Below are 26,254 nucleotides of genomic sequence, written 5' to 3' on the forward strand. Positions count from 1 at the left end.
AAAAGAATCGTATTGGCAACCACATCTAAAAAAGAAACCACCTGTTACCATTGCGGAGAATCCTGCCAGGAAGGCATTATTCTGCTGGAATCGAAAAATTTCTGTTGCGATGGTTGCAAAATGGTGTACCAACTCTTAAACAGGCATGAGCTCTGCGATTATTACGATCTCAATACAAATCCCGGACAAAGTCAGCGAATCACCGTACGGAAAGACAAGTTTTCTTTTCTGGAGGATACCGGAATTCAACAGGAGCTGATTCATTTTAAAGATGATTCCACTACACATATTACTTTTTATTTACCTCAAATCCATTGCAGTTCCTGCTTGTATTTGCTGGAAAACCTGCATAAAATAAATGCAGGAATCATAAAAGCAACCGTACAGTTTACCCGCAAAGAAGTGGATATCATTTTCCACCATAACATTCTCTCTTTACGGGGAGTAGCCGAATTACTAACCAGCATCGGATATGAACCCTACATCTCTTTACAGCAGTTGAAAAAAGCAAAACCCAGAATCCCCCGCACCCTGATATATCAATTAGGTGTGGCGGGATTCTGCTTTGCGAATATCATGCTGATGAGCTTTCCGGAATACCTGGGATTGGAAAAGGCAGAACAGGAATTACAATATGCATTCCGTTACCTCAACCTGCTGCTTGCATTACCGGTTTTACTATTTAGCGCAGAACCATTTTACACCAGTGCCTGGAAAAGTCTGAAACATCGATTTCTCAATATAGACGCACCTATAGTGCTGGCCATCTGGGTAACATTCTTACGAAGCGTAGTTGAAGTAATAACAGATACTGGTGGCGGCTATTTTGATTCTTTTTCCGGAATCGTATTTTTCATGCTGATTGGCCGGGTACTTCAGGACAAAACCTATCAGCAATTATCCTTTGAACGCGATTATACTTCTTATTTTCCTATAGCCGTAACCGTACTAAAAGACGATACTGAAATTCCAACCGCTCTCCCTTCCATCAAACCCGGAGACACACTCTCTATTCACCAGGATGAACTAATCCCCGCTGATGGAATCCTAACCAAAGGGCGGGCCTATATTGACTACAGTTTTGTTACCGGAGAATCTCTGCCGGTTCTCAAAGAAGTAGGTGAACTCATATATGCAGGTGGCAAACAAACGGCCGGAACGATTGAACTGCTGACCATAAAAGAAGTGGCGCAAAGTTACCTTACCCGTCTCTGGAACCAGGCTGACAAACCTGCGCAGAAAGAAAAAGGAATTTCCTTTGTTCATCTATTGAGCAGGTACTTTACGTATATCGTATTTGGTATTGCACTACTAACAGCAGCCTATTGGTGGGCAGTGGATACTACAAAAATCTGGCCGGCTGTAACCGCCATATTGATCATTGCATGCCCCTGTGCACTGCTACTCTCCAATACATTTACCAATGGAAATATCCTGCGTATTTTTTCACGAAACGGACTCTATCTCCGGAATGCACAGGCCATTGAAGAAATGGCCGGTATTAATGAGATTGTATTTGATAAAACCGGAACACTGACCACTACCACCAAACATGCTGTAGATTATACAGGAGACGCTTTAACCATAGTACAGCTGGAAGCGATTTCTGCTCTGGCCGGTAACAGCCGCCATCCGCTAAGCAAAGCACTGGTGCAACACCTGGGCCGAAAGCGGATACCGGTTGAACAGTTTCGTGAACGAATTGGAAAAGGTATTGAAGGCAGCATCAATGGATCCCGGTATGCGCTAGGTTCACAGCAGTTTATTTGTGGAACGAAAAACCCTACGGGCGGCACCCGCGTTTATGTTTCAATAGATGGCCAGCTGAAAGGATTTTTTCAGTTTCATAATTTTTACCGCGATGAAGTCTCCGCCCTGCTTACCCGAATTCAGCCGGATTATACGCTTGCCATCCTTTCGGGCGACAATGAAAACGAACGATATCAGTTGGAAAAAATGGTTGGCAAAAATACCACCCTTCTATTTCATCAGCAGCCCCAGGATAAACTCCGCTATATCGAAATAGAAAAAGAAAAGGGGAAAAAAATAATGATGATCGGAGATGGCCTGAATGATGCCATCGCCTTACAGGAAAGTGATATGGGAATAGCGATAGCTGAACATTCCAACACGTTTACACCTGCCAGTGATGGCATTCTGGATGCTTCCTCCCTCGGCAAACTGGATCGCTTCCTGCTATTGGCCAAAGGCAATAAACAGATCGTGATAGCCAGTTTTGTTATGAGCATTTTGTATAATATCATAGGCTTATATTTTGCGGTACAGGGCGAACTATCTCCCCTGGTCGCTGCCATACTCATGCCCTCCAGTTCCCTGAGTATAATTCTGCTCACCTATGGTGCATCCGGAATCTATGCGCGCAAACTTCAATTATAGTGATCAAAATCATAAAAACCGTTGAGAGCAGTCATAAAGCCCCCAGGCTTCACCGGGTACTTTTACAAAAATTTTACAAATGGGTGTTATAATCCTACTCCTTATAGCCAGTATCTCCGTCGCCGGAATTTTTCTTTTCGGCTTTATCTGGAGTGTAAAAAAAGGACAATATGAGGACGAATACTCACCTCCGGTCCGAATGTTATTTGACGATAAACCTTCCAAAAAAAGTTCCCAACAATAAACCGAAAAACAGCCAACTGTATGCAGCTTGAACAATTCAGTTATGACAACAAAATCGTTAAGTGGTTTGCCTTTGCTACCATATTATGGGCGATTGTAGGCATGCTGGCCGGATTATGGGCGGCCATCGCCCTGTATTACCCGGCTATCAACCTCGATTTTGCACCCACTACCTTCGGAAGAATGCGCCCGGTACACACCAATGCCGTGATTTTCGCATTTGTAGGCAATGGTATTTTTATGGGGGTTTATTATTCCCTACAACGCCTTTGTAAGGCCCGTATGTTCAGCGATTTGCTGAGCAAAATCCATTTCTGGGGATGGCAGGGTATTATTGTTGCTGGAGCACTGACACTTTGGGCAGGATATACTACCGGTAAAGAATATGCCGAACTGGAATGGCCAATCGATATTGCCATTACGCTGATTTGGGTAGTTTTTGGTATCAATATTTTTGGAACCATCCTTAAAAGAAGAGAAAGTCATCTTTATGTAGCCATCTGGTTTTATATCGCTACCTGGGTAACTGTAGCGATGCTGCATATTGTAAACAGTTTCGAATTACCAATCAGTCTTTTTAAAAGCTACAGCTGGTATGCTGGCGTGCAGGATGCACTCGTTCAATGGTGGTATGGTCATAATGCTGTGGCATTTTTTCTGACAACACCCTACCTCGGACTGATGTATTATTTTCTTCCTAAAGCGGCCAACCGTCCGGTATATTCCTACCGGCTTTCCATCATACATTTCTGGGCACTGATTTTTCTTTATATCTGGGCGGGGCCACACCACCTGCTCTATACAGCACTTCCTGACTGGGCACAATCACTTGGGGTAGTTTTCTCCGTTATGCTGATTGCTCCTTCCTGGGGCGGTATGCTGAATGGTTTGTTTACCTTACGCGGGGCCTGGGACAAAGTGCGGGAAGAACCTGTTTTGAAATTCCTGGTTGTGGCCATTACCTGTTATGGTATGGCTACTTTTGAAGGCCCCCTCCTGAGTCTGAAAAGTGTAAATGCCATTGCACACTTCAGCGACTGGATTGTAGCGCACGTGCACGTAGGCGCACTCGGTTGGAATGGCTTCCTGACATTCGGTGTCCTGTACTGGCTGATCCCTAAAATGTACAATACACCGTTGTACTCCAAAAAACTGGCAGGCTCTCATTTCTGGATCGGTACGATTGGTATCATACTCTATGCAATCCCCTTGTATTGGGCAGGTTTCGCTCAAAGTATGATGTGGAAACAGTTTACAGCAGAGGGACAATTGCAGTTCCAGTTTCTCGAAACTGTTACCCATATAATTCCGATGTATGTTACCCGTAGTATCGGAGGTACCTTATATCTGATAGGCGCTCTTATCATGGTGTACAACCTGTATAAAACAATGAAAGCAGGCAGCTTTGTTGCCAATGAAGAAGCAGAAGCAGCCCCACTTCCAAAAGAAATCAAAACACATGGCAAGGAACACTGGCATCGCTGGATTGAAAAACGTCCGATTCAAATGCTTGTCTTCAGTTTTGTTGCCGTTGCAATTGGAGGTGTTCTCGAATTTGTTCCAGCCTTCCTGGTGAAATCTAATGTTCCCACCATCAGCAGTGTAAAACCCTATACTCCGCTTGAACTTCATGGCCGGGATATTTATGTGCGCGAAGGCTGTTATACCTGTCACAGTCAGATGATCCGTCCATTCCGCGATGAAGTAGCCCGTTATGGCGAATACAGTAAAGCAGGTGAGTTCGTATACGACCACCCTTTCCAGTGGGGATCCAAAAGAACGGGGCCAGATCTGGCGCGTGAAGGTGGGAAATACCCCGACAGCTGGCACTATAACCATATGCTGGATCCAACTAGTATGAGTCCGGGTTCCATTATGCCGGCCTACCCCTGGCTCTTTGAAGATAAAATTGATACCGCTATGACACCCAAAATGATAAAAGCCATGCAAACACTTGGGGTGCCGTACGAAAAAGGGTATGCAGAAATAGCAAACAAAGAATTGAATACGCAGGCCAATGCCATTCGGATCAATTTAAAAATGGAAAAAATTGAAGTGGGCAAACACGATGAGATTGTAGCATTGATAGCGTATTTGCAGCGGATGGGGACAGATATTAAAAAGTAAAAAGGCAAAAGTAAAAAGTAAAAGTAAAAAGTAAGACACGCTGAAAGAAAAAACACCCGAAGGAAAGTGCAGAAAGATAAAATTCAGGAATAAATAAATGTGAAGTGGTAAGCCGGAATGATAAACACACGAAAGGTCAAAATTAAAAGTGGGGGAGCCGAAAGGTGAGACACCTGAAGTGCAACAAACCGTAGTACAAACAACTATAAACTAAAAACGAAACATTTAACTGCGAAAGGGAAACAACTGCAGGAAAATAAAATAAATAACAACATGAAATTTATAAATTATCTGGAATCAATTGCAGGAATCAGCATTTATGGATTGGGGTCTTTGTTGATTTTTAGTGTCTTTTTTCTGCTGGTGGTGATTTGGACATATAAGGCGGATAAGACAATGATTGATGAAATAAGTCGTATTCCGCTTGACAACAGAAACTAGACTAAACGCTAAAACTTTTACTATGTTTTTTTTCCAACAAGTACGCCACAATATAGGCGCTGCATGCAAGGTGATGGTCATGTTATTGGGATTACTGGCGGCAACCCTTCCAGTCTGGGCAAAAGGAGCATCTGGTCCCCCACCTGTGAGCAGCCTGGAAAATCCGCTTGCAGTAACCTTATTGATCATTATTGCAGTTTTGGCATTGATCATAATTTTATTAGCCTGGGTGGTTAATGGTGCTGCAGATGTATTCATTAGCCGATACAGAAAAGCAAAATCCGGAATTGTTTCTTCGCTTCTAATCGGATTTGCGCTGCTTTCCAATTCAGCCATGGCGCAGGATGCAGCAGGTGCACAAAATGTCGGATCAGCATCAGCGGCAGGTTCAAATCTGATCGGAGGAATGGATCCGATTGCTTTTTATTTCCTAACCGGCGTACTCGCAATTGAACTTATTGCCATTCTTTACCTGCTCTATAACCTGAAACTGCTGATCAAAGCAGAGCTTGCCAGCACCGCAGTTGTGAAACAGCCTACTGTTCCAGCAAAACCAAAAGAAAGCTGGTGGTCAAAGCTTAACCGCTTCAAGCCGGTTGAGCAGGAAGCAGATATTGACCTTGGGCATGATTATGATGGTATCCGGGAATTGGATAACCGCCTCCCACCCTGGTGGTTGTATGGGTTCTATATATGCATTATTTTTTCTGTAATCTATCTCTGGCGATTCCATGTTTCTCATACCGGGCCATCTTCCATTGAGGAATACAACAAACAAATGGCGATTGCAGAAAAACAAAAGGAAGAATATCTGAAAAAAGCTGCCAACAATATTGATGAAAACAGCGTAGTTATGTTGGATGCAGGAGGAATTGCAGCAGGACAGGCACTCTATATCACCAATTGCGCCGCCTGTCATGGTAAAGCAGGTGAAGGAACAGTTGGACCAAATCTGACAGATGATTATTGGTTACATGGAGGAAGTATCAATTCAATTTTCAAGACCATCAAATACGGCGTTCCTGAAAAAGGAATGCGTTCCTGGCAGGAAGATTTAAGTCCGGTTAAAATTGCACAGATCAGCAGTTTTATCAAATCGATCCATGGTACCAATCCGCCTAATGCAAAAGAAAAACAGGGAGAATTACATACCGATTCACCAGCCGCTGTTGATTCAACAAAAGCTACAGCAGTGGTAGATTCCGCTGCAATCACTAAACTCTCCAATTAATACCGTCCTCCATGAGTGTGGCTAAGGAAAATATTGAAAAAGAAGAAGAAAGTTTTCGCGACAGGATCGCCACGGTTGATAAATCCGGTAAACGTAAATGGATTTTTGCACAAAAACCAAAAGGACGTTTTACCAACTGGCGAAACTATGTAAGCTGGCTATTTTTCATCGTTTTCCTTGCCATACCTTTTATCCAGGTAAACGGAAGACCACTTTTACTATTCAATATTCCGGAAGCAAAATTCATCTTATTCGGGAAAGTTTTCTGGCCACAGGATTTTTTTATATTCGGACTTACCATGGTAAGTTTTGTAATATTCATTGTATTATTTACCGCAGCATTCGGACGACTTTTCTGTGGCTGGATTTGTCCGCAAACCATTTTTATGGAAATGGTTTTCCGCAAAATTGAATACCTGATTGAAGGCAGTGCATCAGAACAGCGATTACTGGCCAAAGCACCCTGGAATACAGAGAAAATAACAAAGAAAACAACCAAACACCTCGTTTTCTTTATTATGTCGTTCGTAATTGCCAATTTTTTTCTCGCTTATATTATTGGTGTGAAAGATCTCTGGAAAATTATCACCGAACCAGTTAGCGAACACTTTATTGGATTTTTATCCCTTTTAATCTTCTCCGGTATATTTTATGGGGTATATGCTTTTTTCAGAGAACAGGTTTGCACAGTAGTTTGTCCGTATGGTCGCTTACAGGGGGTATTACTGGATCGCAACTCCATGATAGTTGCATACGATTACAAAAGAGGAGAACCAAGAGGAAAGCTTAAAGATAAAGAAACATTATCGCTGGGCGATTGCATCGATTGCTTACAATGCGTGAATGTTTGTCCAACTGGTATTGATATCCGTAACGGAACCCAATTGGAATGTGTGAATTGCACTGCATGTATTGATGCCTGTGACAATATCATGGATAAAATCGGAAGACCAAGAGGTTTGATCCGATATGCTTCTGAAAATGGTATTGCAGGAAGAGAACCCCTGAGATATACCACAAGAATGAAATTATATACCGCATTACTGCTGGTATTAGTGGTAATTTTATCCAGCTTGCTGATCACCAGAAAAGATGTGGATGCCACCATTATGCGAACACCGGGAATGCTCTATCAGGAAAGAGGAACAGACAGCATCTCCAATCTTTATAATATAAAAGTGGCGAACAAAACAATGAATGAAATACCACTTACTGTAAAATTGGAAAGCAAGCCGGGTAAGGTTGAAATCATTGGAGGTGGTCCAATCATTGTGAAGCAGGAAGGACAGGGATCAGGTTCTTTTTTCCTGGTATTACCACGAGAATCAATTCGGGATCGAAAAAATATAATCCAATTAGGACTTTACCGTGGCACTGAAAGAATAGATCTTATTAAAACCACTTTTTTAGGTCCCGTAACACAATAAACTATGGCACTAAATTTTGGACATAAAATTATACTCGTATTTATCGTATTCGGTTTACTGATGGGTACACTTATTTATATGAGTGTAAAAACCGAATTCGAACTGGTATCCAAAGATTATTATAAAGAAGAACTTGCCTACCAGGAAGTGATTGATGCCAGAAAAAATGCAGAAACATTATCCTCTTCTATAAAGCTAAATTATGATGATAAACAATTGCAGATTCTAATGCCCATGGAAATGAAGCTACAGGTGGATTCTGGTGAAATCTATTTTTACTGCCCGGCTGATGCTAAAAAAGATACCATACTGCCCTTACAACCGGATACCAGCGGAATGCAGGTTATTCAAATAGGCGAAACTGTAGCACCCGCAGCCTATAAATTGCGGATAAAATGGAATGCAGCGGGAAAATCGTATTACCAGGAAAATTATATGAACCTTCAATAATGAATTGGGACCTTACCATAGCAGCATTAAGTCTGGGACTGATCAGTAGCTTTCACTGTGTGGGTATGTGTGGTCCAATTGCATTTGCATTACCTGTACAACAGTTTTCTACAATTTCCAAAATGCTTGTTACGCTCAGTTATCATATTGGGCGAATCTTCACTTATGCGGCCATGGGTGGCTTATTTGGTCTTTTGGGCAGACAGGTATACCTGGCCGGAATTCAGCGTTGGTTTTCAATAGTATTAGGCATCGCTGTATTGTTACTATTGATACAATATCTTTATCAGAAAAGCAGGATTCAACCCGGTTGGATGAATCGTTTTCAGATCCGACTCTTAAATAGTATGAGCCGCCTGCTTAACAAACCAAAAGCCGGCAATTTCTTTTTACTTGGTATGGCAAATGGTCTTCTCCCCTGTGGGATGGTATATCTGGCCATAGCAGGTGCACTCAGTACCAACCAGGTCAGTAATGGAATTTTCTTTATGGCCGCGTTTGGAGCCGGCACTTTACCAGCACTCCTTGCACTCAACTGGTTTGGACATATGGCCAGCATCAGCCTGCGAAACAGGATGCGACAACTTACTCCTTATGTAATAGCAGTTATGGGTATTCTCCTTATACTTCGTGGATTAAATTTAGGAATTCCGTATATAAGTCCTGTTTTGGAAACAGCCAGAGGAACTGGCATCCTATGTCATTAAGCAATGACCCCTGCCTCCTTAATACGATCCGGTCTGCTATTTTCGGGGGATCGTAACCGTTACCGTAGTTCCCTGATCCAATTCACTTTCAAACCGGATATCACCATCCAGTAAAGAAAGGTATCTTTTAACGATATGCAATCCCAGACCGGTACCCTGAATATTGAAGGCATTTTTGGCACGAAAAAAACTATCAAACAAGTACTCCTGGTCTTCCTTTGCAACACCAATTCCTTCATCTTTAACCGAGATCAGGATGCTATCTACCTGTTCTTCTACCCTGATCTGTATAGGCTTGCCGGCATCTGAAAATTTGATTGCATTGCTGAAAATATTAATAAGGGTATGTTTGATAATCCGCTTATCTGTGACACATTCAACAACTGATGGAATTGCCTGAATAAAATGCTGACCTTCCTTCATTGAAGGTTTTAATTCATCCTCCACTTCTTCAATTACAATCCTAAGATTAACCGTCTCCAATTTTGTTTCCACTTTTCCTTCTTCCAGTTTACCAAAGGATAGAAAATCTTCCAGCAGGTCGTTCAGGTGTTTCACCGCATCTTTCACTCTTTTCACATGTTTATCCCGCTGCGGCTGTTCTTCTGCCTGCTGGTATCTGCTAATCAGTGTTGCGGAGGAAAGTATGGTACTAAGCGGAGTTCTGAATTCATGAGATGCCATCGATACAAAACGCGATTTGATCTCACTCAATTCTTTTTCTTTGCTGAGCGCATCTTCCAACTCCAATTGCGATCGCTCCAGCTCATGCAGGGCTTCTTTTAAAATCAGGGTTCTTTCTTCCACCTTATTTTCCAAATCCGAGTTCAATTTCCGTACGTCGTTGGTAATGCTTTCCAATTGTTCCTTTTGCTGCAATAGCTTCTGTTCAGCTTCTTTCCGCTGCGTAATATCAATAATAAACGCGATTACATACTTCCCTCTTTTATCACTAAAATGGCTTAGACTGATTTCAACCGGGAATTCTGAGCCATCTCTTCTTTTGGCAAACAGATCACGCCCCTGCCCCATTCGCCGATTCCCGGGATTCTTATAAAAATTAGCCCTTGATTTCTCATGTCCATAATGAAACCGCTGAGGAATCAGCATTTCAATAGTTTGTCCCAATAACTGGTGTTTTTCATATCCAAACAGCCGCTCAGCTTCCGGATTAACCAGAATGATTTGCCCTTTACCATTGGTTAGAACGATCCCTTCTGTAGCATGTTCAAATAATGCATTTACCTGCCGCTCTTCCCTTTCCAAACTGCGGTACAATCGCTTCAGATAAATTACCAGCGTCATCGTCATAATAATTACGACTGCTGAAAAAATATGCTGCAGCCAGATCTGAACAGTAGTTTCTGATGCATTGGGATAATACATTGAAATAAAAGTGAAGATCAGGCCGGTGATACCAAAAATGCGGGTATACAAGTCATCCTTTAAAAAGATGGTAAGCAGTATAGCAATGATATAACCACCATCAAAGAAACTATAGTCGGGTTGCTGGTACTGCATAAATGCGGTTGCACCAATAACAGCGATACTAAATAATATAATGGGGAGTGGATTCTCTTTGAACATATATGAAAGTTAGAAAAAAACCATATCTAGGTGTTTTCAATTAAGCTGCGTAAAACCCCTTATAAGAGTTTCCACGGAAGACCATTGAACCCGTAATTTCAGGAAATCCCCCGAACATGCATCGTGTTTTTACGAATAAATCATCCAAAAACGCGTGTTTCGAGGACAAACACTTGCATTTTTGGCCCATTCATCGAAAAAACCCCATGCCTACTTGTATTTTCCGAAGCTCGTGATGATCTTTGTATTGTTGATCGCAAATCCAAGATGCCTACAAACAACCACCTAGAAAACAAAAATCAAAGTCCTAAGAAAACCAGCATCACGTTCCTTACCCAAAAGAGCTTTATGAAAACTTCGTACCTTTTAATGCTGGTGATTATCACAAACTTCTTCACCCTCGGAGCAACAGCTCAGGATATTCACTTCACCAATTATAAGCTGGAAAGCGGTGCAGCCGGACAAAGAGGCGCTATGTACCGTTTCTCATCCGTTACTACGAATGCTTTTGGAAAAGCAGAAGCAGATTGTATCGTAAAAATTGAAAATATCACTCCGGGTGTTGTATTGAAACAACTCCACCATAATACAACCAATAACTTATCTGTTTTTCAGCCTGAGGTTGAATATGCCGGAATCAACGGTCCTTCATGGGTTGAATTCAGCTTCACTTTTGTAAATAATAACCAGCCCCTGGATCAGCCGAATGGTTATTCACTTCCTGAAATTACTACTTCAGTTTCTGGTCTAAACAACTATGGTGCAGCACACGAATTTGCAGAATGTTACCTCGGATACGGAAGTAAAGTGGTATATGATAATGAAATCACTTCTTTGATGATTTCTGCCGCCAACAGCGGATACCGTGCAGAAAACAAATGGGGTAAAGCAAATACAAGCAGCGAGAAAATCAGTATAGTAAACAAAAACATCACTACCATCCGGGTTAAAATCGGCGTAAATCGTAATAACAATGAGTGGGCCGGACGTGCGCAATACAAAATTGAGTTGAAGAATTCAACTCCTGACATGACGACTGTTTATATGCCGCATATCGTAGGATTTCAGGCTCGCATGCAAACAGATATCATTGAACTGGCCTGGTCTTGTCCTTCTCAGGAAAAACTGCAGGATATCAGCATCGAGAAAAGTGTGGATGGTGAAATTTTCCGCGAAGTTGCCCGCTATAACAGAGCTTCTATGCCGAAAGCCGGATTGTATCAGTTCACAGATGATTCAAAAGCAGCTTCTACCATGGGTGCGGTTTTCTATCGCCTTCGTACCCGCGATATGCAGGGTAATTTTGAATACTCTTCCGTTAAAATGGTAGCGCTTGGTAAAAAAGATGATTTCATCCCTACAGAACTGACCATCGATCCTCAAACTGGTTCTACCGTTCTGTTGACTCCACTTGCCTGGCAGCAGAAGCAGATCTTTGTTGAGATCTTTAATGAAAAGGGTGATCTGGTAAAGAAAATGTCTGATACGCCAAAAGGAGTTCAGTATGATCTTACCACCAAAACACTTGCTTCCGGAGTTTATGTAGTTCGTTTTACTTGCGGAAAGCAATATTCTACCCAGTATTTAATTCAGTCAGAAAGTTTATAGTTGAAATTTCAGGGTCTCGAATGGCAACATGAAAATGTTGCCATTTTTTTTGCCCATTTTCTCGGAAGTAAAATACAGGGTTTTACCGTCCGGAGAAACAGTCGGACAATAATCCAGCTGATCCGAATTGGCAGCTTTCAGATTTATTGCTTTTTCCCAGGATCCGTCCGTCTTTCTCCTGCTCATATAAAGATCACCCCGGCCGGTATCATCCGGTCGGCCATATGAAGTGAAAATCAGATAGGATTCATCCGGGGCAATATAGGCATTGAACTCATAGGTCAGCCCATTCACACCAGTGTCCAGTACAAGCGCCGGTAACCAGTCTCCGTTTCTATATTCAGCACGATAAATATCCTCTTTACCAACACCTCCGGTCCGTTCAGATGTAAAATACAAATGGCCCGAGCGGGTAACCGAAGGATAGTATTCATCTTTTTCTGAATTAACAGAAGCGCCCAGAATTCTAGGCTCTCCCCATCCTCCCTGTTTTTTCTCCATCATCCAGATATCAACATCATCGCCTTCCCTATTCGGCTTTGGTCGGCCGGATGCAAAAAACAACCGGTTACCATCCGGTGAAAAAAAGGGTTCCAGATCCCGGTATTTTCCACTGAATGGCGCAACCATAGGATCACTCCATGAACCATCCGGTTTTTTGTGCAGTTGATAAATTGTCTGTTTTTTCCAGTCATCCCCCTGTCGGGTAAAAAAGGCTTCCTTGCCATCAGGAGAAATGGTCAGATCACGTTCATACCCATTTGTATTTATCTGTTTATCCAACACCTGTTGCGAAAGGATAGGTTCTGCCACCACCAAAACCAGTATCAACAGATTTGGTAAAAATTTGCTGTTCATAAAGAAAGGAAGGTTAATTTTAATACATTCAAATATTCCCGGATTGTATGAAACTACTTCCTTTTCCGGCATTCCTATTCTATAGTCTGCTGTATTTTTGCAGTTGTTCTGAAAAGAACAAAACCATTCAACCCACCGTACAGGGAATTACTGAATCGGTATATGCTTCCGGCACTATCAAAACCAGGAATCAATACCAATTGTATTCTACAGTAAATGGCATCATTGAAGAAGTGCTTGTAAAGGAGGGTGATCTTGTAAAAAAAGGCAGTCCCATTTACAAAATCAATAATGAGCTGGTTCGATTAAATACCGAAAACGCTGCACTTTCCGCCTCCTATGCAGCAGAAGAAAACAACCGCAACCGGCTGAATGAATTAAAGGCATCCCTCGATTTTTCCAAAAGCAAGTTTAAAACAGATTCCTCCCTTTTTAAACGGCAGCAGGAATTATGGTCGCAGGGAATCGGCACCCGAAATGAATTGGAACAACGGGAACTGGCGATGGAGAATGCAGCATCCAATCTGGAAATAGCCCACAGAAAATACGAAGAACTGGAACGACAGATACGCTTCAATTCACAACAGGCAAAAAAAAGCCTGGAGATTAGCCGAACCCAACAAAATGATTTCACCATCAAAAGCGAATCCGATGGGAAAATTTACAAACTTCTTAAAGAAAAAGGAGAAACAGTGAATCTGCAGCAACCCATCGCCACTATTGGTGATGCCGGAGAATTCATACTGGAGCTATTGGTGGATGAATACGATATCGCCCGCATAAAAGAGGGACAAAAAATAATTGTTCAGATGGACAGTTACAAAGGCAAGATTTATAAAGCAACCCTTACCAGGATTGATCCCATTATGGATGAACGAACCCGTAGTTTCCTTGTTGAAGCCAGTTTCATCAACGCACCGGATAAACTGTATCCAAATCTTTCAGCTGAAGCAAACATTGTAATACAAACCAAAGAAAAAACGATTACAATTCCCAGAAACTACCTGGTACAGGACTCTTTTGTTTTATTGGAAAATAAAGAAAAAAGAAAAGTAAAAACCGGACTGAAAGATTATCAGATAGTGGAAATTCTGGATGGCATATCCATGAGTGATAAACTACTTGATCCATTAAAATGAGCAGCAAACTGATCATACAGATCGCCTATTCTTTATTGATGGCGAGATGGAAACAAACCCTGGTAGCAGCTATAGGTGTAACCTTCAGTATCACCATGTTTATTACCCTGCTCAGTTTTATGACGGGATTGAATAAGCTGCTGGACGGCCTGATTCTCAACCGCACGGCACATGTGCGTTTGTATAATGAAGTTCGGCCGGATAGTATACAACCGGTGGAGATAGCTCCTGAATTTAAATCCAACTACCATATGATCCGGTCTGTAAAATCAGGCAATAGCCGGCAGGAAATTTATAATAGTGAAGCAATTATGGATCGCATCGTGCAGGATGAGCGGGTACTCGGAATTGCACCCAAAATTACATCGCAGGTTTTCTTCAATGAAGGAAGTCTGGATATTACCGGCGTTGTTTATGGAATTGATGTGGAAGCCGAAACAAGGTTGTTTTTCTTTACTGATTATATGGTGAAGGGAACAGCATCCGATTTAAAAAACGTTGCCAACAGTATTGTATTAGGTAAGGGTTTAGCAGATAAATTATTGGCAGATGTGGGAGAAATGGTACAGGTTACTACTGCCCAGGGAGAACAATTCCGATTAAAAGTAGTGGGCCATTTTCAATCAGGTTTGCAGGAATTGGATAAGACACAGAGTTTTGCTTCCATTACAACCGTTCAAAAATTATTGGGAAAATCGGCCAATTATGTAACAGATATCCAAATCAAACTTACGGATGTTTCCCTGGCCCCGAAACTAGCCAGGGAATTCGGTACTATCTTTTCCATTGATGCCGAAGATATTCAAACTGCCAATTCCCAGTTTGAAACGGGCACCACTATCCGAACCATTATCTCCTATGCTGTTGGCATAACCCTGCTGGTGGTTGCCGGATTCGGAATCTACAATATCCTCAACATGATGATCTATGAAAAAATGGATTCCATTGCTATTCTGAAAGCGACGGGATTTTCTGGTACTGATGTAAACCGGATCTTTATCCTTATTGCTTTGGGAATTGGTTTTTTTGGAGGTATAACCGGATTGCTGATGGGCTATCTGCTTTCTTCTCTAATTGACCAGATTCCTTTTAACACGGCGGCACTTCCAACTGTAACCACCTATCCTATCAACTACAATCCGATTTATTATTTAATTGGCGGAGCATTCTCCTTATTCACGACCTGGTTTGCCGGTTATTTTCCCGCACGAAAAGCCAGTAAAATAGATCCCGTTGTCATTATCAGAGGTAAATAATATGAGTACCACTATACTCGAAGCAAAACATATTTACAAGCAGTTTTACGATCCGGTAAAAATAGATGTGCTGAAAGATATCAACTTCCAGGTGCAGTCGGGTGAATTTGTATCTGTAATTGGGAAATCTGGCTGTGGAAAATCAACCCTTCTCTATATTTTATCAACCATGGATACAGATTATCAGGGAGAATTATATATAGATGGAAAAAAAATGACCGGATTAAAGGAAAAGGAACTGGCAGCCGTAAGGAATGAAAAAATAGGTTTTGTTTTTCAGTTTCATTACCTGTTGAATGAATTCAGTGTAATGGAAAACATTATATTACCTGCCCGAAAACTGGCCAGAAAGCCCATTGAAGAAGTAAAAGAACGCTCTCTTTTCCTATTGAAAACCCTGGATATTACGAAACTGGCAGATAAAAATCCACGGCAATTGTCAGGAGGGGAAAAGCAGCGGGTAGCCATCGCACGAGCCATGATAAATGAACCCAGGATCCTGATGGGTGATGAACCAACAGGAAACCTGGATAAGAAGAACAGCGAAATCGTTTTTCATACCTTCCAGCAACTGGCGCAGGAATTCCAGCAAAGCCTGCTGATCGTTACCCATGACCCTGAATTTGCCGAACGCACCAACCGCATCATTGAAATGGAAGATGGGCGTATTATCCGCCAATAATTTTTATTTCAGGCGGTTACATTCAATCTCCCGAAGGCAACCAATTGTACACTGATTTGTTAGAAGACAAAATAGCAACTATGGTCAACAGTGATCGCCAGATATCTGCAGAGAAAGCACCGATACCGGATGCTGAACTATTACTTGGTTTAAAATTGTCTGATATCAATCGCCCTGTGAAAGAATTGTATAATGCCTATTTTGATTTGCTGACCACCTTCATTCGAACAAAGGGGGCTACGAGTGAAGAAGCTGCAGATATATTTCAGGAAACCATCCTGGTTTTTATAGATGCCATCCGGCAAAACCGGTTCAAAGGAGAAAGCTCCATCAAATCATACCTGTTTGGGATAGCAAAAAACCTCTGGCTGGAAGAAATTAGAAGCAGTGAACGAAGAAACAAACGGCAACAGATTTTCCATCAGTCAGAACCAACCATCGAATCTGCAGAAGCCCGTTTATTCAATAAAGAAATGAGAAAAATCTGGCTGCAGGTATTTGATTCAATAGGAGCCGTTTGTAAATCCATCCTGCTTGGATTTTATTATGAAAAACTACCCATGCGCGAATTGCTGGAGAAAGTATCCTTTGCAAGTGAACAGGCAATCCGAAATAAAAAATCCAAATGCATGAAAAGTTTGAAAGAATTTCTGCTAAGCAACCCAACCTTAATTAACCAACTTAAAAGTACTGACATCCATGAATCCTAATTTACCTATTGATCATTTACTGGATGAATTTTTACAGGGAACTATTTCAAAAGAGGTGCTGAAAAACCAGACACCACAATACCAGGAAGAGCAACTGGAAAAAGAAATCCGTCTGCATCAGGCAGCCAGTCTTTTTCTGGAAAGGGCACCTGTAATTGCGCAGGTGAATCTATTGCATGAGCAGTTCCTGAAAGAAACAAGGATGGAAAAAAAGGGTTCCGGTGTCCGACTGACCAGTATAATGAGATGGATCAGTGTAGCTGCTGCAATCATTTTACTGGCAGGTGTTTTCTATTGGAAATCCGAACAACCTTCTGATGCAGGCAGCTTGTATGCAGTCATTTACCAGCCTTATCAGGTTCCTGTTTATCGTTCTGAAAATAAAGCTAATGCGATGGTTGAACTATATCGCAAAAAACAGTTTGGTGCATTAATACTCGATTACGAAAAAAAGACAGGTCTGGATAACCAGGATCATTTATTAGCCGGACTGAGTTATTCTGCGCTCGAACAGTGGAACCAGGCTGCACAGGCATTTCAAGTTATTCTTGATGTGAACCTGAACAGTATTGATCCGCATTTTCAGGATGAAGCACAATTTTATGGAGGTCTTGCCTATCTGAAAGCCGGATCACTTGAAAAAGCAATTGAATTATTCAGCATTATCCGAACAGATCCGCAACATCTTTATCATAATCAGATTAGTGCAGATCAATTAAATGAACTGGAGGATCTGTTGCGGAAATAAACAAAGCTCATTACCAGCATAAAGGCAAGAATAAGACTTCCGAATATGATCCAATCCAATCCGGCAGATTCATCTGCACAATTTCCAATATAAATCAGATGCGCCCAATAATTGGGTTGCTTAAATTGAACCGGAATGGCAGGATCACGAAGAAATTCTTGCTTTGCAGCCTGCAATGCAGCTTCAACCGAATTTCCCTTCTGAAGTTCAGTGCGGAAACTACGTATAATATAAGCCGTTACCTGATCTTCTGATTTCCATAAAGAGGCAATCACTCCATTTGATCCGGCATACAGAAAAGCCCTCGACAAACTTAGCAAACCTTCGCCTGATGCGGCTATACCATTCGCCGATTCACAAGCACTTAAAATGACCAGCTCGGTACTCTTTAACTGGAGGGGATAAATTTCCGGGAGAAACAAGGTATAGCCCAGAATTGAATCGGGATTAACCGGATAAAATTTGATCCAGGAATTTCCAGTTTCATCTTTGTTGGAAGAAGCATGCGAAGCGATATGTAAGATGGATTTATTTCCTGCATATCGAAGAAAATTTTCCTTTGTAGCAGCCGTTTTCACAAATGAACCCGGATCAGCGCCAAAACCTGCTTCTTCTTCAGAGTAAGGAAGCGCTGCTAATCCGGTTTGCCGGATATTACTATCTGCTTCCTGAAACGGAGCGAAACTAATCCAGGAAGAATCAGCAAGTCCCTGAACATTGGGTATCCTTTTGTTCCCGACCTGAGCAAAGGACATATGGTAACTGATCATTTTCCTATCCAGAAAATACGTAGTCAGGTCTGCATCCACAGGAAGTGCCTCAAAGGGAAGCAGGTGCAAAAAACCATCAGCCAATATGGTGCATTTTTCCTGCTTTTTAATCAGGTCCTCCACAGGTGCCAGGAGCAACTGGTAAAGAAGTGATCCGGAACGGCTTCCCTTAAACCGAACTCCTTCTTCCTGCGTATGTATCGCTTCTATATAAAGCTGAAGATTCTCTTTCAATTTTCCGTCAAAAGGAATGCGATCCAATCGGCTGTCCGTATCCGTTATAACAAGTCTAAACAATCCTGAATCTGTTTGTAGAAAACTAAGTACCGCCAGGTTATTTTGTAAGCTGGTTTGAAACTCTTCCAGTGAAAGCACCGAATCCGGAGATGCCTGTTTTTCAGAAGTTGATAGTAATCTATTCTGCAGGCGTGATAAAGCGACGCGGGTTGATACCATTTCTTTTTCAATGCGGCTGATTTCTTCCTCCTCCTTCAGTGTATTGAGTAGAGAAGAGTAATAAGCCATACTCTGCTTCAATTCATATTCCTCCTGCAGAAGGGGTTTAAAATCTCCTGCCATAGCGGCTCTTTGTCCCGATACCCGCAACTGGTCATTCAATACCGAACCTTTATACTGTTCTTCTACCTTAAAAAATGCCTCCATTGCCTCAGGTAAATTGGTAGTCAGATACCATTCATAAATCAGTTCAGCAGCTTTATGATAGATTCGATGCTGATTATTATTAAAAAATAATTTTGCCTCATCATTGTCATAGGTTTTTCGAATATTGGATGCGGTTTCAATTGCCTGCAAAACCGCCTTAACAGAAGTTTCCAGATAAACCGGCAGTTTGGTTGCTGCATACATGTCAGCATTGATATCCGCTTTCAGCTCCACTAATTCAAATAAAACAAGCGGCGCATTATTTTCATTGATACCGCGCAAACCGGTTTCAATAAATTCAAGAGCTTCTTTGAAATCAGCTTGGTTGAAAGCCAGGCGGCTTCTGAGAAGGAAGTTAGCAGATCGCTCTTTAGGACTTTCACCAAGGGATTGGTTCAGCCGGTTCGCTTCATCGAGATAGAATAGTACTTTTTCCGGTTTTTTCTTATCCAGATAAATCCTGGCCATTTCGTGATACATCCGAACAATTGAATTACTCTGAACGGCTTGCACCTGATTAAACCAATACAATGCGCTATCAGGGTTTCCTTTTGCAAAAAAAAGATGCCCTATATTTTGTAAGACCCTGTTTTTCAGATATGGATCCTTCAATAAGCTCTGATAGATGTTCAGCGATTCATCATATTGATCAAGTGCAGCATGGCAAATAGCAATATTATTGGAGAAACCATTATAGGTTTCTTTGTAATCAGGTGAGTTGGGATCAAGTAACAATCTGGCTTTTTTGAAATAATTCCCTGCCTGTAAATAATTGGAACTCTGAAAATACATCGCACCAAGTGAATTATACAGCACATCCAGATCAGGATAGAAGGGTTTATCAATAGCAAGGGCAGCTGCTTTTTCCAGATAATATCTCGCACTATCGATTTTAAACCCGTTATAAAAATTTGAACCAAGATGAAGACAGGCCTGAAAATAAAGTGCAGAATCTTTGCCAGATTGATCAAACCAGACTAAGGCATTTCTGTATTCTGTAGCTGCATTTGCTAACTTTCTTCGTCCCTGTAAAATATTCCCCCGTTTGATCATGGCATCACCCCGAATGGATAAATGAGGCGCCTGAACAGTTAGCAGTTCAATAACTTCCCGGTATAGAATCAAGGCAAGACTATCGGATCTGTCCGTTGGATAATCACTATTATAATAGGATTCTGCCTTTTCAAATACTTGTCGGGCTTTTTCAATTTCCGGACTGGATTGCGAAAATCCATTCCAGATCAGAAAGATCGGGACAAATAAACAATATGCAAGGGCAGCGTTGCGCATACATTCCAGCGCCACTAAACTACAATCTATTTGCTTATCGTCCGGTAAGGATTATAATTGGCGGACGTTTAGGCCGACTGGTAATTTCCCTGGCAATCCGCATGATTTCGGTGGAACCCGCTACACCCGGAGCAGTTACCAGTGGTTGTTGAATGATTTGATCCCGATTCCGCAGTACCACGTCTCTAGCCTGTGCATCCCGGTTTCCTAATTCTGCCAGCAAACTTGCAGGAATATCTGCGCGGGAATTGAAATAATAAAAGCGAACAGTTATGGCCTGTAAACTTCGGTTACTCACATCTGTTATCCGATAGAAAAATTCAAAATCACGGGTGGTACCATTCGCCGGGTTGGAACCCAGGAATCCATCGGCAAAACTACCGGCCAAATCAATAACTCCATTGTCGACATCTACTTTACAACCATCATTGTTTACACCCGGCAGCTCATCGTCGCCATCATCATCCGTATCTTTTTCATCAAATTCACAATCGTTGTCGTCATTCTCTTCCTCGTCGTCGTCGTCGTCGTCGTCGTCATCGGCACAAGGCAGTGGAAGCGCCGGATCCGCATTATAGATAGGGTTGGCAAAGATCAAACCGGCACTGCTTAAATTGTAGATACTGTCTCTGTAATCAATTCCGGAAATAACCATTTTTGCACTATCCAGTACGGTCTCCTGATCGGTGCTGATATAAAAAATTTTATAGCGCACTCCACCTTCGCTTTCATTTATATTGATACGCCCGGTTAAACTGTCGATGGACAAACCCAAAGGAATGGCTTTGAAATAGCCGGATTCAGCAGGTTTAGTAACGGGATCAATGGAATAAGGGGTACCTACCTGCTTAAAAAACAGGGAATCGGAATAAGTCAGGTCAATTTTTGGCAATTCCGGATCAGCCTGTTTACAGGCGATCATATATGCCAGCAGCAAAACAAGTACAAATAAATTACGCATACGCATGGGTTCCCGAATTCTTAGTTGCCGCAAAGTTGATAAATGTAACCAATATCTTTGCCAAATGCGAATTGATATCATATCCATTGTTCCGGAATTGTTGGACAGTCCATTGGGCCATTCCATAATGAAACGTGCGCAAACAAAAGGTATTTTGGAAGTGGTGGTGCATCATCTCCGGCAATGGGCGGTTAATGAATATGGACAAGTAGATGATTATCAATATGGTGGAGGCGCCGGCATGGTCATGATGTGTGAGCCGCTGGCAAAAGCAATTGAGCAATTAAAAGCAGAACGCCCCTATGAACAGGTCATTTATATGACACCGGATGGGGATCGATTTGATCAAAAAACAGCCAACCGCCTTTCTTTGATGGGCAATCTGATTATTATTTGCGGGCATTATAAAGGAATCGACCAGCGGATCCGCGACCATTTTGTAACGATGGAAATCTCTATTGGTGATTTCGTGCTTAGTGGCGGAGAACTGGCAGCCGCGGTAGTGGTGGATGCAGTGGGCAGACTCCTGCCCGGGGTATTAAACGATGAAACCTCTGCATTGACAGATTCCTTCCAGGATAATCTCCTGGCCCCTCCGGTTTATACCCGGCCGGCAGAGTTCCGAGGCTGGAAAGTACCTGATATTCTGCTGAGTGGTGATCTCAAAAAAGTAGAAGAATGGCGCTACGAGCAGGCGGTTCAGCGTACTGAACAAAGAAGGCCTGATTTACTGGAAGGAGAATAATCAGGTGCTCTTACATTTCATATGCAATAATGGATAGGGTTTACCCATTCCGTCTACCGGAGAACGGCCCGTTACCTCAAATCCCATTTTTTGATAAAAGCCTACTGCCTGCTCATTCTGTTCATTCACATCCAGTTCGGTAGCCTTCAATTCTTCCAGGGCAATCTGCAATAACCGTTTCCCGCAGCCCTGTCCCCTGCTTTCCGGATCTATAAATAACATTTCAATTTTGCCATTCAACACACCAAGGAACCCATGAAATTTTCCCTCAGGCTCCTTCAATGCCACTAATTCAACCAAACCCAGGTATTGATTTTGAACCAATGGTTTGAAAAACAGAATATCTGATTCCGGTAAAAAATGATGGGTTGCCCTCACAGAAGCTTCCCATAACTCCGTGAGGGCAGGAAAATCATCCGCAGTGGGACGAACCGATTCAAGCTTTGTCATCTTACTTATATTCTTCCAGCCAATAGCTGTGGGTATTTTTTATTGGTATGCAAAATTAGTTCTCCAAACAGCGTATTTGCCCAGGCAAACCATTTCCGCGAGAATTTTGTTGGATCATCTTTATGAAACGCCTCATGCATGAAGCCAGTCCCGGCATGCGTTGCTTTCAACATCTGCAAACATTTCTTAACCTCCGCTACATCATGGGAAGTAAGTCCGCGCATAATAATACTCATTGGCCAGATGGTATGATTTCCGCCATGCGGACCGCCAATCCCTTCGGCTGCTTTTCCTTTAAAGAAAAAGGGGTTTTCAGTTGACAGGATATAACGCCTTGTATTCGAATATACGGGATCGTTTGGTTTCACCGCACCCAGATAAGGGAGCGAAAGCAGACTGGGCACATTGGCATCATCCATCAAATGGTAACTACCAAATCCATTTACTTCAAAAGCATATACTTTTCCGAAAGAGGGGTGCGTAACCACCGCGTATTGTTGAAGGGCTTTTTCCACTTCTGTTGCAAGTGCTGTGCATTCTGCTGCTAATGCAGCATCCAGTTTTAATGCAGTCAGCATTTCAGCAGCCTGGCGCAGACTTATTACTGCAAAAAAATTGGAAGGAACGAGGAACTGAAACAAAGTGGAGTCATCGCTTGGCCGAAATACAGAACAGATTAGTCCAACCGGTTTCACCGGATATCCATAACCACTTAGTGGCACTCCATCCGTGGCCCAGGAAGTGGAACGTTGAAAAGTATAAGGTCCATCACCGGTTTTACGTTGCTGCTCTTTGAATGTTTTTACCGTTAGACGGATGGTATTCACCCATGCTGCATCCAGTACAGATGTATCGCCGGTTAATTTCCAGTAATGAAAGGCCAGCCGGATTGGATAACACAAACTATCAATTTCCCATTTGCGTTCATGAATGCCCGGCTTCATGGTTGTTATATCCGATTTCCACTCACTTTCTTTGGTCACATCCTTATAAAATGCATTGGCATAAGGATCTAGTTCAATACAATGTTTCTGCCGGTTAATTACACCAGCTATCAGGGTCTGCAACTTTTTATCCTCTTTGATTAAAGGAAGATATGGCCATACCTGAGCAGTGCTATCGCGCAGCCACATGGCGTCAATGTCACCGGTAATCACGTAGGTGTCTGGTTTGCCATCAATAGTTTCAAATTCAACGGTAGTATCCAGTGTATTGGGAAAACAATTTTCAAATAACCAGGCCAGTTCGGGATCGGCGATTTTTTTCTTTACCTGTTGAATGGTTGCTTCCACTGCATCGCTTGTAAAATTACGTTCGGCTAGGGGTGGCCGTTTGCTTTCAAACCCATTCAGACTTAACGACCATCCTTCCTTAGGCAGAAGGAACCAACCTGCGGCAGCAATTGACGTTTTCTGTATAAAATTTCTTCTGGATGACATGGTAATTTATTTAGCGGAGTAAGAATAGGGAAAGGCTTTTTTATCTGTTCCTCTTTTTGTATCCGGCATCGCCTGCATACTGAATTGCAATATTCCGCCTTTCATTAACTCGCCATGTTTCAAATAATTGTTTGCATTTGACACTCCATTCCATTTCAACTCCTTCACATATTTATTTGCTGCTGAATTGGCTGGTGCCTGTATGGAAACCTGTTTGCCATTTTCAAGTCGGAGTGTCATCTTCTTGAATAAGGGAGTACCCAAAACATATTCATCGGTACCCGGACAAACCGGATAAAATCCCATGGCAGAAAATACATACCAGGCGGAGGTTTGACCATTGTCTTCATCACCACAATACCCGTCGGGTGTGGGTTTGTACATGCGGTTCATCACCTCTCTTACCCAATATTGTGTTTTCCATGGTTGTCCGGCATAATTATAGAGATAAGGCATATGCTGAATGGGCTGATTCCCATGTGCATACTGTCCCATATTCATGATCTGCATTTCACGGATTTCATGAATTGGGAAACCATAATAGCTGTCGTCAAAAAGAGGCGGCATCACAAAAACCGAATCCAGCATTTTTATAAAGGTCGAAGATCCTCCCATCAGGTTGATGAGTCCCTGTATGTCATGGAAAACACTCCAGCTATAATGCCAGCTGTTTCCCTCTGTAAATGCATCGCCCCATTTCAACGGATTAAAGGGTGTCTGGAATTTTCCATCCTGGTTTTTACCGCGCATCAATTTGGTTTCAGGATCGAAGAGATTCCGGTAGTTCAGCATTCTTTTTTCATATAAAGCAATTTCATCTTTTGGACGATTCAGTTTTTTAGCCAGTTGCCAAATGGTAAAATCATCGTATGCATATTCCAATGTACGGGCAGCATTTTCATTGATTTTTACATCGTACGGAACATAACCCAGCTCATTGTAATACTTCACGCCTTTTCTTCCAACGGCATCCAGTGGACCTTCGTTATTGGCGCCATTCAGCAACGCTTCATAGAGCTTATTGATATCATAACCACGCAGGCCTTTCATATAGGCATCCGAAACAACCGAAGCAGAATTATTACCCACCATTACACTTCTGAAACCCGGGCTCGACCATTCGGGTAAAAATCCACCTTCTTTATAATCATTGATTAGTCCTTCCTGCATTTCTTTATTGATGGAGGGATAGAGCAGGTTCAGCAGTGGATATAATGCACGGAACGTATCCCAGAAACCGGTTCCTGCATACATATAACCGGGAAGTACTTCTCCGTTATACGGACTGTAATGCACAATATTATTGGACGCATCGTATTCGTAATGTTTTTGAGGAAAACATACGGTGCGATACAGGCAGGAATAGAAGGTTCTTAATTGTTCATCTGTTCCACCTGAAACCTGCACCCGACCCAGGATATCTTTCCAGATAGCCTGTGATGCTTTTCTGGTTTGATCAAAACTTTCCTTTCCAACTTCTCTTTGCAAATTCAGCAGTGCCTGTTCTTCGCTGATAAAAGAGGACGCTACTTTGAGTCCGATTTTTTGCCCCTTTACCGTTTTGAATCCAACGATGGCACCTGCATGGTCGGCTTTCATTTCCAGTTGATCTTTGACGAGAACGGAATCATGCCAGGTGGCTGATAAAGAAAAAGGCTGATCAAACTGAAGGACAAAATAGTTACGGAAATTGGCAGGAACACCGCCGCTGTTTTTGGTGGTATATCCAACAATTTTTCGTTCAGCCGGAATAATTTTCACATAGGATCCCTTATCAAATGCATCTATAACAATAAAGGAACTATCGGATTTCGGGAAGGTGAAGCGAAATTGTGCTGCTCTTTCTGAAGCGGTGATTTCAGTTGTTACATCGAAGTCAGCGAGATAAACACTGTAATAATCCGGTGCAACGGTTTCGGCTTTGTGCGAAAACCAGCTGGCTCTTTTATCCTGATCAAAAACAAGTGATCCCGTTACAGGCATGATAGAGAACTGGCCATAATCGTTCATCCAGGGAGATGGCTGGTGGGTCTGTTTGAAGCCCCGGATTTTTTCAGCAGTATAAACATAAGCCCAGCCATCGCCCATTTTACCGGTTTGGGGTGTCCAGAAATTCATTCCCCAGGGCCTGGCAATGGCAGGATAGGTATTTCCATTCGACAAACTAAAAAGAGATTGGGTTCCCATCAACGGATTTACATAATCAAGGGGATTCACTTGCTGCGCTGTCAGTCCATTTGTACAAAGGCTGATTGCCACTACCAGACACCATTTCAATCGATTCATGTTGCTTATTTCTAAAAAGTGCTAAAATTATTCAAATGT

Annotated in this window: 22 protein-coding genes; 15 read left to right on the top strand and 7 right to left on the bottom strand. The window is 42.2% G+C overall.

The window, feature by feature from the left end; translation table 11 throughout:
- Positions 1 to 12: 12 nt before the first annotated feature.
- The 8 genes from B2746_RS00315 to B2746_RS00350 all read left to right on the top strand — a co-directional run bounded on the left by B2746_RS00315 (position 13) and on the right by B2746_RS00350 (position 9,023).
- Positions 13 to 2,397 carry a heavy metal translocating P-type ATPase gene (locus tag B2746_RS00315; RefSeq protein WP_290789569.1) on the top strand — a complete coding sequence of 795 codons (2,385 nt, stop codon included), beginning with the start codon at positions 13 to 15 and terminating at the stop codon, positions 2,395 to 2,397.
- 79 nt (positions 2,398 to 2,476) lie between these two features.
- Positions 2,477 to 2,641, top strand: a complete 165-nt coding sequence (ccoS, locus tag B2746_RS00320) for a cbb3-type cytochrome oxidase assembly protein CcoS (protein ID WP_290789572.1) — start codon at positions 2,477 to 2,479, stop codon at positions 2,639 to 2,641.
- Positions 2,642 to 2,661: 20 nt separating this feature from the next.
- A complete protein-coding gene (ccoN, locus tag B2746_RS00325; protein ID WP_290789575.1) occupies positions 2,662 to 4,767 on the top strand; it encodes a cytochrome-c oxidase, cbb3-type subunit I in 2,106 nt (701 codons plus the stop codon).
- A 273-nt stretch (positions 4,768 to 5,040) separates the two neighbouring features.
- Positions 5,041 to 5,208 carry a CcoQ/FixQ family Cbb3-type cytochrome c oxidase assembly chaperone gene (locus tag B2746_RS00330; RefSeq protein ID WP_290789578.1) on the top strand — a complete coding sequence of 56 codons (168 nt, stop codon included), beginning with the start codon at positions 5,041 to 5,043 and terminating at the stop codon, positions 5,206 to 5,208.
- A gap of 22 nt (positions 5,209 to 5,230) precedes the next feature.
- A complete protein-coding gene (locus tag B2746_RS00335) occupies positions 5,231 to 6,439 on the top strand; it encodes a cbb3-type cytochrome c oxidase N-terminal domain-containing protein (RefSeq protein WP_290789581.1) in 1,209 nt (402 codons plus the stop codon).
- Positions 6,440 to 6,450: 11 nt separating this feature from the next.
- Positions 6,451 to 7,866, top strand: a complete 1,416-nt coding sequence (gene ccoG, locus B2746_RS00340) for a cytochrome c oxidase accessory protein CcoG (RefSeq protein ID WP_290789584.1) — start codon at positions 6,451 to 6,453, stop codon at positions 7,864 to 7,866.
- Positions 7,867 to 7,869: 3 nt separating this feature from the next.
- Positions 7,870 to 8,316: a FixH family protein gene (locus B2746_RS00345; RefSeq protein WP_290789587.1), complete on the top strand. Its 447-nt coding sequence runs from the start codon at positions 7,870 to 7,872 to the stop codon at positions 8,314 to 8,316.
- Positions 8,316 to 9,023, top strand: a complete 708-nt coding sequence (locus B2746_RS00350) for a sulfite exporter TauE/SafE family protein (RefSeq protein ID WP_290789590.1) — start codon at positions 8,316 to 8,318, stop codon at positions 9,021 to 9,023. The genes B2746_RS00345 and B2746_RS00350 overlap by 1 nt, the downstream gene beginning before the upstream one ends.
- A gap of 36 nt (positions 9,024 to 9,059) precedes the next feature.
- Here the strand turns inward: B2746_RS00350 and B2746_RS00355 are convergent, their stop codons facing one another.
- Entirely contained in the window at positions 9,060 to 10,610 is a 1,551-nt protein-coding gene (locus B2746_RS00355; RefSeq protein ID WP_290789593.1) for a sensor histidine kinase, read from the bottom strand.
- Positions 10,611 to 10,958: 348 nt separating this feature from the next.
- Here B2746_RS00355 and B2746_RS00360 point away from each other — a divergent pair, with 348 nt between their 5' ends.
- A complete protein-coding gene (locus tag B2746_RS00360; protein WP_290789596.1) occupies positions 10,959 to 12,218 on the top strand; it encodes a hypothetical protein in 1,260 nt (419 codons plus the stop codon).
- On the opposite strand, the gene B2746_RS00365 is transcribed toward B2746_RS00360, so the two are convergent.
- Positions 12,213 to 13,076 carry a TolB family protein gene (locus B2746_RS00365; protein ID WP_290789599.1) on the bottom strand — a complete coding sequence of 288 codons (864 nt, stop codon included), beginning with the start codon at positions 13,074 to 13,076 and terminating at the stop codon, positions 12,213 to 12,215. The genes B2746_RS00360 and B2746_RS00365 overlap by 6 nt on opposite strands.
- Before the next feature lie 47 nt (positions 13,077 to 13,123).
- Between B2746_RS00365 and B2746_RS00370 the strand changes: the two genes are divergently transcribed.
- The 5 genes from B2746_RS00370 (at position 13,124) to B2746_RS00390 (ending at position 17,611) form a co-directional block, all read left to right on the top strand.
- Positions 13,124 to 14,215 (top strand): efflux RND transporter periplasmic adaptor subunit, encoded by a 1,092-nt coding sequence (locus B2746_RS00370; protein WP_290789602.1) that lies wholly within the window; start codon positions 13,124 to 13,126, stop codon positions 14,213 to 14,215.
- Entirely contained in the window at positions 14,212 to 15,471 is a 1,260-nt protein-coding gene (locus tag B2746_RS00375; RefSeq protein WP_290789605.1) for an ABC transporter permease, read from the top strand. Before B2746_RS00370 ends, B2746_RS00375 begins: the two co-directional genes overlap by 4 nt.
- 1 nt (position 15,472) lies before the next feature.
- A complete protein-coding gene (locus B2746_RS00380) occupies positions 15,473 to 16,153 on the top strand; it encodes an ABC transporter ATP-binding protein (protein ID WP_290789608.1) in 681 nt (226 codons plus the stop codon).
- A gap of 80 nt (positions 16,154 to 16,233) precedes the next feature.
- Positions 16,234 to 16,863: an RNA polymerase sigma factor gene (locus B2746_RS00385; protein WP_290789611.1), complete on the top strand. Its 630-nt coding sequence runs from the start codon at positions 16,234 to 16,236 to the stop codon at positions 16,861 to 16,863.
- Positions 16,853 to 17,611, top strand: a complete 759-nt coding sequence (locus tag B2746_RS00390) for a hypothetical protein (protein WP_290789614.1) — start codon at positions 16,853 to 16,855, stop codon at positions 17,609 to 17,611. The genes B2746_RS00385 and B2746_RS00390 overlap by 11 nt, the downstream gene beginning before the upstream one ends.
- Here B2746_RS00390 and B2746_RS00395 read toward each other — a convergent pair.
- Together B2746_RS00395 and B2746_RS00400 are read right to left on the bottom strand one after the other, a co-directional pair.
- Complete coding sequence (locus B2746_RS00395; RefSeq protein ID WP_290789618.1) at positions 17,575 to 20,334, bottom strand: CHAT domain-containing tetratricopeptide repeat protein; 2,760 nt, start codon at positions 20,332 to 20,334, stop codon at positions 17,575 to 17,577. The genes B2746_RS00390 and B2746_RS00395 overlap by 37 nt on opposite strands.
- A gap of 34 nt (positions 20,335 to 20,368) precedes the next feature.
- Positions 20,369 to 21,295 carry a hypothetical protein gene (locus tag B2746_RS00400; RefSeq protein WP_290789621.1) on the bottom strand — a complete coding sequence of 309 codons (927 nt, stop codon included), beginning with the start codon at positions 21,293 to 21,295 and terminating at the stop codon, positions 20,369 to 20,371.
- A 64-nt stretch (positions 21,296 to 21,359) separates the two neighbouring features.
- On the opposite strand from B2746_RS00400, the gene trmD reads away from it, so the two are divergent.
- Positions 21,360 to 22,040, top strand: a complete 681-nt coding sequence (gene trmD, locus B2746_RS00405; protein WP_290789624.1) for a tRNA (guanosine(37)-N1)-methyltransferase TrmD — start codon at positions 21,360 to 21,362, stop codon at positions 22,038 to 22,040.
- Here trmD and B2746_RS00410 read toward each other — a convergent pair whose 3' ends face one another.
- From B2746_RS00410 to B2746_RS00420, 3 genes are read right to left on the bottom strand one after another with little or no spacing between them, the layout of a single operon-like run.
- Positions 22,041 to 22,490 carry a GNAT family N-acetyltransferase gene (locus B2746_RS00410; protein WP_290789626.1) on the bottom strand — a complete coding sequence of 150 codons (450 nt, stop codon included), beginning with the start codon at positions 22,488 to 22,490 and terminating at the stop codon, positions 22,041 to 22,043.
- A 5-nt stretch (positions 22,491 to 22,495) separates the two neighbouring features.
- Positions 22,496 to 23,929, bottom strand: a complete 1,434-nt coding sequence (locus tag B2746_RS00415; protein ID WP_290789629.1) for a glycoside hydrolase family 125 protein — start codon at positions 23,927 to 23,929, stop codon at positions 22,496 to 22,498.
- A gap of 6 nt (positions 23,930 to 23,935) precedes the next feature.
- The gene (locus B2746_RS00420) at positions 23,936 to 26,215 is read right to left on the bottom strand and encodes a GH92 family glycosyl hydrolase (RefSeq protein WP_290789632.1); all 2,280 of its coding nucleotides are present in this window, start codon (positions 26,213 to 26,215) and stop codon (positions 23,936 to 23,938) included.
- Positions 26,216 to 26,254: the final 39 nt, after the last annotated feature.

Source organism: Flavihumibacter sp. UBA7668 (genome assembly GCF_002483205.1).
GTDB lineage: Bacteria > Bacteroidota > Bacteroidia > Chitinophagales > Chitinophagaceae > Flavihumibacter.